The sequence below is a fragment of the Agromyces sp. Marseille-P2726 genome, from assembly GCF_902809835.1.
Taxonomy (GTDB): domain Bacteria; phylum Actinomycetota; class Actinomycetes; order Actinomycetales; family Microbacteriaceae; genus Agromyces.
On record NZ_CADDWM010000013.1, the window covers coordinates 116965 to 128768 of the forward strand.

An 11804-nucleotide genomic window follows, 5' to 3' on the forward strand; every position below is an offset into this window, starting at 1 on the left:
GACGCTCAGCGGGGTGCGCTCGTCGTGCTCCCGCGCACCACGAGCCGCGTCGGCAGCGGGGCTCCCGAGTCGGGCAGCGGGTCGGCCAGTGCGCCCTCGCCGAGCAGGCGCATCACCACGTCGACCGCCAGTCGCCCCTGCTCGCCCGGGTACTGCTCGACGGTCGTCAGGTCGAACATCTCGGCGTACTCGTGCCCGTCGACGCCGATCACGGAGAGCTCCGCCGGAACGGAGATCCCGAGTCGTTCGGCCGCCCGGATCGCGCCGATGGCCATCTCGTCGGATGCCGCGAACAGGGCGGTGGGCCTGCGGCGCGGGTGCCCGAGCAGCTGCAGCGCCCCGGTGTATCCGCCCGGAAGGCTCACGTCGGCCTCCACCACGAGCGCGCGATCGACCTCGAGGCCCTCGGACGCGATGGCGTCGAGGAACCCCTGGAGGCGCCGGCCCTGCACGCTGTCGGGTCGCGCGGCCGCATCGAGGCCCGCGAGGTGGGCGATGCGGGTGTGGCCGAGGTGGAGGAGGTGCTCGGTGGCGAGCTGGCCGACGGCGCGGTCGTCGACGGCGAGGCGCGCGGCGGCGCCCCCACTGCCTCCGAGGCAGACGAGCGGCTTCTCGCGCCGCTCGAGCGCATCGACCTCGTGCCCGGTCAGGTCGACCCCGACCGCGATGACGGCATCGACTCGCTTGCGAGCCAGGAAGAAGTCGAAGACCCGCGCGCGCTCGGCGCCTCGGCCCGCGAGGTTGTAGAGCGTCAGGTCGTACCCGGCGCTCAGCAGGGCACGCTCGATGCCCTCGAGCACCTCGCCGAAGAACCACCGGTTCACGAACGGGATCACCACGCCCACGTTCTTCGTTCGACCCGTGACGAGGCTCGCGGCATCGGGTGACGCGATGTAGCCGATCTCGGCGGCGGCGGCCTCGACCCGTCGTCGGGTCTCGACGGCGACGTAGCCACGGCCGCTGAGGGCGCGCGAGGCGGTGGCCTTCGACACCCCGGCGAGCCGCGCGACATCTCCGATCGCGGCCATCGCGCCGCCTCCCTCCCTCGGGCTGCCCGGTTGCAGTGTAGTGCTCCGAGGCCGCAATGTGGAACCGGTTCCGGATGCCGCAGCCGACGATTCAGCGTGAAATCCCGGGCGGTCATGTGAGCGCTCTCACCCAGACGCTGCGCGCCCGTGTCGTCGGTGTCCGAACCGTGACCTCCGGTCCCTTGTGACGAAGCGGCGGTGTGACCTACCGTGGAGGCTGGAACCGGTTCCGGCTCCCTCCTGCACCACACGCAACCTCGATGAGGAGATGACATGAGACTCACACGGCATCGCCGTTGGCTGGCTCCTGCGGCGATCGCCGCTGCGGCCGGCCTGGCACTGACCGCCTGTACTGGCGACATCGCGAATGAAGAGGCCGGCGACGTCGACTGCGGCCCCTATGAGGAGTACGGCACCTTCGACGGTGCCAACGTCACGGTGGCCGGCACCATCCTCGACCTCGAGGCCGACCGCCTCGACGAGTCGTGGTCCGACTTCGAGACGTGCACCGGCATCACCGTCGACTACCAGGGCTCGAGCGAGTTCGAGGCGCAGATCGCCGTGCTCGCCGAGGGCGGCAACGCTCCCGACGTGGGCATCGTGCCGCAGCCCGGCCTGCTCCAGCGGCTCGCGGCGGGCGGCTGGCTCATCCCGGCGTCCGAAGAGGTCGAGGCCAACGTCGACGAGTTCTGGTCCGAAGACTGGAAGCAGTACGGCACCGCCGACGGCACGTTCTACGCCGCGCCGCTCATGGCGAGCATCAAGGGCTACGTCTGGTACTCGCCCGACGAGTTCGAGGAGAAGGGCTACGAGATCCCCAAGACCCTCGACGAGCTGAAGTCCCTTTCCGAGGACATCGCGGCCGAGGGCGAGCACAAGCCCTGGTGCGTCGGCCTCGAGTCGGGTGACGCGACCGGATGGCCCGGCACCGACTGGATCGAGGACTACATGCTGCGCCTGCACGGCGCCGACGTCTACGACCAGTGGGTGACGCACGGCATTCCGTTCAACGACCCGCAGGTCGCCGAGGCGTTCGACGCCGTCGGTGAGTACCTGAAGAACGACGAGATGGTCAACGGCGGCATCGGCGACGTGTCGACCCTGGTGACCGAGGCGTTCCAGACGGCCGGTCTCCCGATCCTCGACGGCGAGTGCTCGCTGCACCACCAGGCCTCGTTCTACGAGACCTTCTGGAACCCCGAGGGCGGCGACGAGAACACCGTGGCCTCCGACGGAACCGTGTTCGCGTTCCTGCTCCCGCCGGTGAACGCCGACGACCCGCTGTCGGTGACCGGTGGTGGCGAGTTCCCGGTCGCGTTCCGCGACGCCGAAGAGGTCGAGGCGTTCCGTGCCTACCTCTCCAGCGACACGTGGGCGAACGAGCGCGTGAGCCTCGGCGGCGTGATCAGCGCGAACAAGGGTCTCGACCCCCAGGTCGCGTCGAGTGAACTGCTGACCCAGTCGATCGAGATCCTCCAGGACGAGGAGACGACGTTCCGGTTCGACGGTTCCGACCTGATGCCCGGCGCCGTGGGCGCCGACTCCTTCTGGAAGGGCATCGTGTCGTGGGTCGGCGGGCAGAGCACCCAGCAGGTGCTCGACACCATCGAAGCGAGCTGGCCCGCGAGCTAGCTCACCGCGCGTCGCGTGCGGCGCACCCCCACTACGGGGCATGATCGAGGGGCGGGGTCTGCGAACCCCGCCCCTCGGCACCCAGCTTCAACGACGAACCGGGAGGCAACGATGACCACGGCCGATCTGCTCGGCAAGATCCTGCAGGTGGTGATGGGCCTCGCCGTGTTCGCGGCGGTCGTCGGCCTGCTCATCTTCTTCATCGACAAGGCGCCGAAGAAGGGCCGCGACTATTGGCAGCTCGCGCTGTTCCTGCTCCCCGCGATGCTCTTCGTCGTGGTCGGTCTCGTCTATCCGGCCATCCGCACGAGCCTCCTCGCGTTCCAGGACCGCTCTGGCGCCTGGAGCCTCGACAACTTCATCTGGATGTTCACCCAGCCGACGGCCATCCGCACGCTCATCAACACGATCGTGTGGGTGGCGATCGCGCCGATCGTCTCCACGGTGATCGGGCTCGCGTACGCGGTGTTCATCGACCGGTCGCGTGGTGAGAAGTACTACAAGGTGCTCGTGTTCATGCCGATCGCGATCTCGTTCGTCGGGGCGAGTGTCATCTGGCGCTTCGTCTACGAGTACCGCTCGGGCGATCGCGAGCAGATCGGCCTGCTGAACGCCATCGTGGTCGCTTTCGGCGGCGAGCCGGTGCAGTGGCTGCAGACCGACCCGATCAACACGATCCTGCTGATCGTCATCATGATCTGGGTTCAGACCGGCTTCGCGATGGTGCTCCTCAGCGCCGCCATCAAGGGGATTCCGACCGAACAGATCGAGGCTGCGCAGCTCGACGGAACGAACGGGTGGCAACGCTTCAGGAACGTGACGGTCCCTGGCATCCGCGGCGCCCTGGTCGTGGTGTTCACGACCATCTCGATCGCGACGCTGAAGGTCTTCGACATCGTGAGAACCATGACCGCGGGCAACTTCGAGACCAGCGTGGTGGCGAACGAGATGTACACCCAGGCCTTCCGAGCCAGCGAGGTCGGTCGAGGCTCGGCCCTTGCACTGATCCTGTTCGTGATGGTCCTGCCGATCATCATCTACAACGTCAACGTGCTTCGGAAGCAGAGGGAGATCCGATGAGTAGCGTCGCCCCGGCCGAACTCCCGATCGGCAAGGACCTCGCCGAAGGCGAGGCTGCCGAGCTCGCCGAAGTCGAGCCCGGCACCAAGGCAGGCCGCGTCAAGAAGCGACTCACGTCGCGAACCGCGACGATCGCGGCGCTCGTCATCGCCGTCGTCTGGACCATCCCGACGTTCGGCCTGTTCATCTCGTCGTTCCGCCCCGCCGAGCTCATCCGCACGACAGGCTGGTGGACGATCTTCCAGAATCCCGGCTTCACGCTCGAGAACTACGCCAGCGTGCTCTTCTCGAGCTCGAGGTCGTCACCTCAGCTCGGCGCATACCTGGTGAACTCCATCGCGATCACGCTGCTCGCCACCCTGATCACGTTGACCTTCGCGGCGATGGCCGCGTACGCGTTCGCGTGGATCAAGTTCAAGTGGGTGAACTGGTTGTTCATCTTCGTGTTCGCCCTGCAGATCGTCCCCCTGCAGATGTCGCTCGTTCCGGTGCTCCAGATCTTCTCGACCTGGCTCCGGCCGATGCAGGCCTGGTTGCACGACATCGTGCCGATCATCCCCGAGCAGAACTACCTGCCGCTCTGGCTGGCGCACACGATGTTCGGCCTGCCGCTCGCCATCTTCCTGCTGCACAACTTCATCTCCGACATCCCCGCCGACGTCATCGAAGCGGCGAAGGTCGACGGAGCCACGCACGGGCAGATCTTCTTCCGCATCGTGCTGCCGCTGGCGACCCCGGCGCTCGCATCGTTCGCGATCTTCCAGTTCATCTGGGTGTGGAACGACCTGCTCGTCGCGCTCATCTTCTCCGGAGGCACCCAAGACGTCGCACCGATCACGCAACGATTGGCGGAGTTGGTGGGCACGAGAGGCCAGGACTGGCAGTTGCTGACAGCCGCCGCGTTCGTGTCGATCATCATCCCGCTGATCGTCTTCTTCGCCCTGCAGCGATACTTCGTGCGCGGGCTCCTGGCCGGCGCCACGAAGGGATAGACCGCTCGACGTTCCGCGCAGCCGAGGTGAACGGATGCCGCGCCACGAGGCTGCGGCATCCGTTCGCGCAACCCTTGGTCACGCCCACGGCGGCGCGGTAGAACTGGTGCATGGCCGCATCGCCGCTGCTGCTCGGACCGATGCTGCGGTACGTCGACGAGACCTCTGCCGCCATCTGGGTGGAGACGCGTGCGGCGTGCCGCGTGAGCGTCCACGCCGAGGGGCGGTCGTGGGATGCCGCGACGTTCGCGGTGCACGGACACCACTACGCGCTCGTCGAGGTCGACGGCCTCGAACCGGGTACCGAGCGGCCATACGAGGTGCGCGTCGACGGCACGCTCGCCTGGCCCGAACCCGACTCGGAGTACCCGGCGCCGGTCATCGCCACGCTGGCCCCCGGGCGTCCCCTTCGGCTCGCGTTCGGGTCGTGCCGCACAAGCGTGTCGCACGATCGCGCCGGGAACCGCGGGCACGGCGTGGACTCGCTGCGGGCGTTCGCGCTCGCCGTGGCGGGAGGGCGCGGCATCCGACCCGACCTGCTCCTGTTCGTCGGCGACCAGGTGTACGCCGATTCCACGTCGAAGGAGATGCAGGAGTTCATTCGTGCGCGGCGCGACATCCGGGAGGAGCCGGGCAAGGAGCTGAAGGACTACGAGGAGTACGCCCATCTCTACCAGCTCGCCTGGACGGATCCAGCGAACCGCTGGCTGCTGTCGTGCGTGCCCACCGCGATGATCTTCGACGACCACGACATCCGCGACGACTGGAACGCATCGCTGTCGTGGAAGCGGAAGATGGAGGCGACCTCGTGGTGGCAGGGCAGGATCGTCGCCGGGCTCGCGTCGTACTGGGTGTACCAGCACCTCGGGAACCTCTCGCCGAGCGAGCGTGCCGACGACGAGCTGTGGCGGCGGATCAGCACGCACGAGGGCCCCGGTGAGCTCGACCTCACCGAGGCGCTCGATGAGTTCGCCGACCGGTGCGACAAGGACCCCGAGACCTACCGATTCAGCTTCTGCCGCGACTTCGACGACGTGCGCCTGATCGTGGTCGATTCGCGGGTCTCGAGGGAACTCGACCCGTCGAAGCGGGGGCTCCTGGATGCCGCGGAGTTCGCCTGGTTCGACGAGCAGATGCGCGGCGGGTTCCGTCACGTGCTCGTGGCGAGCTCGCTGCCGTTCCTGCTGCCGACGGGTCTGCATCATGTCGAGGCGTGGGACGAGGCCATCTCCGAGGGCGCCTGGGGGCGGGCGGCCGCCTGGGTCGGGGAGAAGCTCCGGCAGGCCGTCGATCTCGAGCACTGGGCGGCGTTCCAGAACAGCTTCCAGGCGGTCGCGCGCATCGCGACCGAGGTGGCCGACGGGGAGCGGGGCGCGCCCCCGCAGACCGTCACGTTCCTCTCCGGCGACGTGCACTACTCGTACCTCGCCGAGGTCGACCGCGAGGGCGGAGGTCGCATCGTGCAGGCGGTCTGCTCGCCGGTGCGCAACCCGCTGCCGAGGTTCCTGCGCTGGTTCGCGGTGGTCATGTCGTACGGCCTGGCCACTCCCATCGGTGCGGCCGCCGCGCGTTCGGTCAAGGTCCCCGATCCGCCGTTCACCTGGCGGACCGTGAAGGGCCCGTGGTTCGACAACAACCTCGCGCTCCTCGAGGACGGTGTTGATGGGCTGACGATGACGTGGAGCACCGGGGTGATCGACGACGGCGACGAGCTGCACCCGCGACTCGAGGCCGTGGCATCCGTCACCGTCCCCGCGAAGCGGGACGTGCCGTTGTCGGCCTGATCGTTCGCCTGCGGCGACATCGGGCGGCGGCGCGGGTGGCGCGACCTAGGCTTGGCGCATGAGTATGCGCGGTGGCGGGCCGGCCGGGCCGGGCGGAGCGGCCGGGGGGGGCAGGGTGCGCTCGCGCATCAGCTCCGCCGACGAGGAGGCGCAGCGCGCCGAGAACGCCGAGGCGCCGAAGATCCCGCACCTGCTGCGCCGGATCACCGAGCTGTTCGCCCCGCACAAGGCGGCGCTCGTCACCACGGTGGTGCTCGTGCTGGCGGGGGCGGCGCTCAGCGTCATCCCGCCGCTGCTGACCCAGCGGGCCTTCGACGACGGGGTGTTCCCAGTCGACCCCAGCGGCGACCAGGCCGGCCCGAACCTCCCGGTGCTCGCGACGATCGTGGGTGCGATGATCGCCGTGTTCATCGTCTCGGCCCTGCTCGGGGTCTGGCAGACCTGGCTCACCGCCACGATCGGCAACAAGGTCATGGGCGCGCTGCGCGTCCGGCTCTTCACGCACCTGCAGGCGATGGAGCTGTCGTTCTTCACGCGCACGAAGACCGGCGTGATCCAGTCGCGCCTGCAGAACGACGTCGGCGGCGTGGCATCCGTGCTCACCAACACCGTGTCGAGCGTGCTCGGCAACACGGTGACGGTGATCTCGGCGTTCATCGCGATGCTCCTGCTCAACTGGCAGCTCACGATCATCGCGCTCATCCTGATGCCGTTCATGGTCATCGCGCAGCGTCGCGTCGGACGGGTGCGGGCCCGCATCGCCGGCAAGACCCAGGAGTCCCTGTCGGAGATGACCGCAATCACGCAGGAGACGCTCTCGGTGTCGGGCATCCTGCTGTCGAAGAGCTTCACGCGGCAGCGGAGCGAGATCGACCGCTACGCGGACGAGAACCGCAACCAGATCCGGCTGCAGGTGCGGCAGCAGATGACCGGCCAGTGGTTCTTCGCGATGGTGAACATCTTCATGTCCTCGATCCCGGCGATCGTCTACCTCGCCGCGGGCTGGCTCATCACCGGCGGCGTCGCCGACATCACCGCCGGGACGATCGTCGCCTTCACCACCGTGCAGGCGCGGCTCCTCTTCCCTCTCATGGGCCTCATGCGCGTCGCCCTCGACCTGCAGACCTCGAGCGCGCTCTTCGCGCGGATCTTCGAGTACCTCGACCTGAAGCCGGCGATCACGGATGCCCCCGGAGCCCGCGATGTGCCCGACGGGCCTGATCTCGGGCGGGTCGAGTTCGACCACGTGACGTTCCGCTACCCCGATGCCGACGACGACTCCACGCCCACCCTCGACGAGGTGACCTTCGCCATCGAGCCCGGGCAGTTCGCCGCATTCGTCGGGCCGTCGGGCGCGGGCAAGACCACGGTCTCGTACCTCGTGCCGCGGCTGTACGAGGCATCGGGCGGTGCGGTGCGGTTCGCCGGCGTCGACGTGCGCGATCTCCGCCAGGAGTCGCTCATGTCGCACATCGGCATCGTGAGCCAGGAGACCTACCTGTTCCACGCGTCGATCGCCGAGAACCTGCGCTATGCCAGGCCCGATGCGACCGACGCCGAGCTCGAGGCGGCCGCCCGTGCCGCGAACATCCACGAGACGATCGCCTCGTTCCCCGAGGGATACGAGACCGTCGTGGGCGAGCGCGGCTACCGGCTGTCGGGCGGAGAGAAGCAGCGCATCGCGATCGCGCGGGTGCTGCTCAAGGATCCCGCGGTGCTCGTGCTCGACGAGGCGACGAGTGCGCTCGACACGATCTCGGAGCGAGTCGTGCAGCAGGCCCTCGACGACGCGTCGCGTGGCCGCACGACGATCGCCATCGCGCATCGCCTGTCGACCGTGGTCGCCGCCGACGTGATCTTCGTGATCGTGGCGGGCCGCATCGTCGAGCAGGGCACCCACGCCGAGCTCGTCGCCGGCGACGGTGTCTACGCCTCGCTCTACCGCCAGCAGGAGGAGCGCCCGGTGCTCGAGCACTGACCCCCTGCCTCGGGTGGCGCTCGTCGTCGGCTGCGAAGACGCCCGGTTCGTTGCGCTCCATCGCGTCACGCGAAGAGATCGGTTTCACGACCGCGCGACTCCTGAAAACAAGGACATCTTCAGCGGAGCATGCGGCCACCGTCGGCGTGAGGAGTGTCCTTCTTTTCAGGAGCTGCGCGGCTTCACGACTCCAGGTGAAGCCGCGGCGCATCGGCGCACGGAACGGATCGAGAACCCGTGCGGGACACCCGGCAGGTCAGCTGCGCTCGTCGAGCATCCGCGTCATGAGGTCGATCTCGGCCTTCTGGCTGTCGACGATCGACCGGGCCAGCGCGACCACCACGCCGTACGAGGAGCGGTCGAGCACCGCCTCCGCCATCTCGACGCCACCCTCATGGTGCGTGATCATCAGCTCCAGGAAGAGCCGCTCGGCGTCGAGGCCCGTGAGCGCGCGCAGCTCCGCCACCTGCTCGGGGGTCGCGTACCCGGGCATCGGCGCGCCGGGCTCGTGCGTCGCGTGGCCCTCGTGGCCTCCGCCGGCGACCGGCCGCGTCATCCAGGTCATCGACGGCTCACTGCCCGCCTGCGAGAGGCCCCACTCATTGAGCCACCCGTACATCTGGCCGGCCTGCTGCCCCTGCGTCGTGGCGATGTCGTAGGCGAGCAGGCGCAGATCGGGGTCGTCGGTCGCATCGCGCACGATCATCGCGAGCTCGACCCCTTGGATGTGGTGCACCTGCATGTCGCGGGCGAATCCCGCCTCGGCGCTGTTCTGCGTCGGCGTGGGATCGCCGAGGGTCGACAGGCGGCCGATCGAGAAGGCCGCGATCGCCACGATCACGAGGGCGACGGATGCCGCGACGAGCACCGCCACCCGGCTCGCGCCGCGACGCCCGTCGTCGGAACCGCCGGCCCGGGTCGACTCGTCGGTCACGCGACCTTACCGGGAGCGTCGATCGCACCGGTGCAGAGCGCGCCGGGCTCGGGCACGTTCTGGCTCTTCCAGTACTCCTCGAGGAACTCCGCGATGCGCGGGTCGTCGACGTTGTCGACCTGCAGCTGGCTGTTCCAACCGCTCAGCACGACGTCGGACGGCAGCCCCTCGAACGGCGAGAGGATGACGTACGTGGAGGGCAGCTTCGACCGCAGCGTCTCGAGGTCGGCATCGGAGAGGCTCGGGTCGTAGGTCACCCAGACGGCGCCGTGCTCCATCGAGTGCACCGCGTTCTCGTTCGGCACGGGCTGGTCGTACACGCCGCAGTTCAACCAGGCGGGATTGTGCTCGCCACCGGCCGGCGGGGTCTGCGCGTAGTCGACTGCGCCCTCGACGTGGCCGGCCCCGTTGTCGAAGGTCTCGACGCCCTCGATCGTGGCCCCCGTGCCGCCTGCGGTGTACGACGCGGGCTGCGGCGTCAGCACGATGGTCGTCACGATCAGCCCCACGATGGCCACCGCACCGACCACGGCGCTCCAGATGCCGATGAGCCGGTTCCGCCGGCGCCGCGCCTCCTTCTTGCGGAACTCCTCGAGCTTGCGCTCGCGGTCGGCGGCTCGCTGCTGCTTAATCGACAGCTGCTTCTGCTGCTGCTTCACCTTGGGGGGAACGGGCGGGGTCGCGTTCACGCGCAGGCCTCTCTCGTAAGGTTGTCCCTTCAATCATACGTACGCATGCGCTGGGAGAACACTCAGCGGCGACACCGCGGGCCGGGCTGCAGCATCCGCGGTGTCGGGTGCCTTCGTCGAAGGTGCTGCATTCCGAGGTCGTCGCGGCTGCGGCATCCGCGTGACTAGAGTGGACCCGTGGTCCTCTCGCTGTGTTGTCGCTGACGCCGACGTCACCCGACCCCAGCCGCCCGACCGTCCGCCGCCCGTCTGCCGCATGGCCTCCGCGGCGCACGAGCCGAGAACCGAAGGACACCATGAAGTACGCAGAATCCATCGTCGACCTCGTCGGCGACACCCCGCTCGTGAAGCTCCACCGTGTGACCGAGGGGGTGACGGATGCCACGGTGCTGGTGAAGCTCGAGTACTTCAACCCGGGCGGCTCATCGAAGGACCGCATCGCCGCCCGCATCATCGACGCCGCCGAGCGCGAGGGCAAGCTGAAGCCCGGAGGCACCATCGTGGAGCCGACGTCGGGCAACACCGGCGTGGGACTCGCGCTCATCGCGCAGCAGCGGGGCTACAAGTGCATCTTCGTGTGCCCCGACAAGGTCGGCGAGGACAAGCGCAACGTGCTCACCGCCTACGGAGCCGAGGTCGTGGTGACGCCGACGGCGGTTGCGCCCGACAGCCCCGAGTCGTACTACGGCGTGTCCGACCGGCTGGCTCGAGAGATCCCGGGCGCGTTCAAGCCCGACCAGTACTCCAACCAGAACGGGCCCCGCTCGCACTACGAGACCACCGGGCCAGAGATCTGGCGCGACACCGACGGCAAGGTCACGCACTTCGTCGCGGGCGTCGGCACGGGCGGCACGATCACCGGAACGGGCCGCTACCTGCGCGAGGTGTCGGGCGACTCGGTGCGCATCATCGGCGCTGACCCCGAGGGCTCGGTGTACTCCGGAGGCACCGGCCGGCCGTACTTCGTCGAGGGCGTCGGCGAGGACTTCTGGCCGACCGCGTACGACCCGGCGGTGCCGCACGAGATCATCGCCGTCTCCGACGCGGAGTCGATCGCGATGACCCGGCGCCTGGCGCGCGAGGAGGGCATCCTCGTCGGCGGCTCGAGCGGCATGGCCGTGGTCGCGGCGCTGAAGGCCGCGGCATCCGCCGGCCCCGACGAGGTCTTCGTGGTGCTGCTGCCTGACGGCGGACGCGGCTACCTGGGCAAGATCTTCAACGACAAGTGGCTCCGGGCGTACGGCTTCGGCAACGCGCCGAAGGGTGACACGGTCGCCGAGCTGCTCGCCGCGAAGGCCGACCGTACGCCGCCGCTCGTCTTCGTGCACCCGAACGACACGGTGCGCGACGCCATCGACAAGATGACCGAGACCGGCGTCTCGCAACTGCTCGTGCTCTCGGCCGAGCCGCCCGTCGTGCTCGGCGAGGTCGTCGGCGCGCTGCACGAACAGGAGCTGCTCGAGCTCGTCTTCTCGGGGCAGGTCAAGCTCAGCGACCAGGTCGCGGGATTCGTCGGCGACTCGCGGCCGCTCATCGGCGTGACCGAGCCCGTGGCCACCGCGCGCAGCGCGTTCACCGACGCACCGGCCATGCTCGTGACCGACGGGGGCAAGGCGCTCGGCGTGATCACCCGCTCCGACCTGCTGACCTACCTGTCGGCCTGACCCATCGCCTCGACTCGAGAATC

Annotated in this window: 9 protein-coding genes; 6 read left to right on the forward strand and 3 right to left on the reverse strand. The window is 68.8% G+C overall.

All coding sequences use genetic code 11. The annotated features are described in order from the left end of the window. Nucleotides 1-5: 5 nt before the first annotated feature. Complete coding sequence (locus HUS56_RS08605; protein WP_173922998.1) at nt 6-1028, reverse strand: LacI family DNA-binding transcriptional regulator; 1023 nt, start codon at nt 1026-1028, stop codon at nt 6-8. A gap of 273 nt (nt 1029-1301) precedes the next feature. Here HUS56_RS08605 and HUS56_RS08610 point away from each other — a divergent pair, with 273 nt between their 5' ends. From HUS56_RS08610 to HUS56_RS08630, 5 genes are all read left to right on the forward strand, one after another. Beyond that, a complete protein-coding gene (locus HUS56_RS08610) occupies nt 1302-2660 on the forward strand; it encodes an ABC transporter substrate-binding protein (RefSeq protein ID WP_173922999.1) in 1359 nt (452 codons plus the stop codon). Between the two features lie 111 nt (nt 2661-2771). After that, a complete protein-coding gene (locus tag HUS56_RS08615; RefSeq protein WP_173923000.1) occupies nt 2772-3740 on the forward strand; it encodes a carbohydrate ABC transporter permease in 969 nt (322 codons plus the stop codon). Continuing rightward, complete coding sequence (locus tag HUS56_RS08620; protein ID WP_173923001.1) at nt 3737-4732, forward strand: carbohydrate ABC transporter permease; 996 nt, start codon at nt 3737-3739, stop codon at nt 4730-4732. Before HUS56_RS08615 ends, HUS56_RS08620 begins: the two co-directional genes overlap by 4 nt. 110 nt (nt 4733-4842) lie before the next feature. Further along, the gene (locus HUS56_RS08625; RefSeq protein ID WP_173923002.1) at nt 4843-6516 is read left to right on the forward strand and encodes an alkaline phosphatase D family protein; all 1674 of its coding nucleotides are present in this window, start codon (nt 4843-4845) and stop codon (nt 6514-6516) included. A gap of 58 nt (nt 6517-6574) precedes the next feature. Then, nucleotides 6575-8494 carry an ABC transporter ATP-binding protein gene (locus HUS56_RS08630; RefSeq protein ID WP_371808301.1) on the forward strand — a complete coding sequence of 640 codons (1920 nt, stop codon included), beginning with the start codon at nt 6575-6577 and terminating at the stop codon, nt 8492-8494. 256 nt (nt 8495-8750) lie between these two features. Here the strand turns inward: HUS56_RS08630 and HUS56_RS08635 are convergent, their stop codons facing one another. Further along, on the reverse strand, nt 8751-9428 hold the full coding sequence (locus HUS56_RS08635) for a DUF305 domain-containing protein (RefSeq protein WP_254431365.1): 678 nt from the start codon (nt 9426-9428) through the stop codon (nt 8751-8753). Further along, nucleotides 9425-10117 (reverse strand): DUF3105 domain-containing protein, encoded by a 693-nt coding sequence (locus tag HUS56_RS08640; RefSeq protein WP_173923003.1) that lies wholly within the window; start codon nt 10115-10117, stop codon nt 9425-9427. Before HUS56_RS08640 ends, HUS56_RS08635 begins: the two co-directional genes overlap by 4 nt. Before the next feature lie 296 nt (nt 10118-10413). On the opposite strand from HUS56_RS08640, the gene HUS56_RS08645 reads away from it, so the two are divergent. After that, nucleotides 10414-11781, forward strand: a complete 1368-nt coding sequence (locus HUS56_RS08645; RefSeq protein WP_173923004.1) for a cystathionine beta-synthase — start codon at nt 10414-10416, stop codon at nt 11779-11781. The last annotated feature ends 23 nt before the right edge of the window (nt 11782-11804 follow it).

Bases quoted from the DNA above. Each gene is read 5' to 3' on its own strand.
- HUS56_RS08630 (WP_371808301.1), top strand. From the start codon at position 6,575: ATGAGTATGCGCGGTGGCGGGCCGGCCGGGCCGGGCGGAGCGGCCGGG.
- HUS56_RS08645 (WP_173923004.1), top strand. From the start codon at position 10,414: ATGAAGTACGCAGAATCCATCGTCGACCTCGTCGGCGACACCCCGCTC.
- HUS56_RS08610 (WP_173922999.1), top strand. From the start codon at position 1,302: ATGAGACTCACACGGCATCGCCGTTGGCTGGCTCCTGCGGCGATCGCC.
- HUS56_RS08620 (WP_173923001.1), top strand. From the start codon at position 3,737: ATGAGTAGCGTCGCCCCGGCCGAACTCCCGATCGGCAAGGACCTCGCC.
- HUS56_RS08615 (WP_173923000.1), top strand. From the start codon at position 2,772: ATGACCACGGCCGATCTGCTCGGCAAGATCCTGCAGGTGGTGATGGGC.
- HUS56_RS08605 (WP_173922998.1), bottom strand. From the start codon at position 1,028: ATGGCCGCGATCGGAGATGTCGCGCGGCTCGCCGGGGTGTCGAAGGCC.
- HUS56_RS08625 (WP_173923002.1), top strand. From the start codon at position 4,843: ATGGCCGCATCGCCGCTGCTGCTCGGACCGATGCTGCGGTACGTCGAC.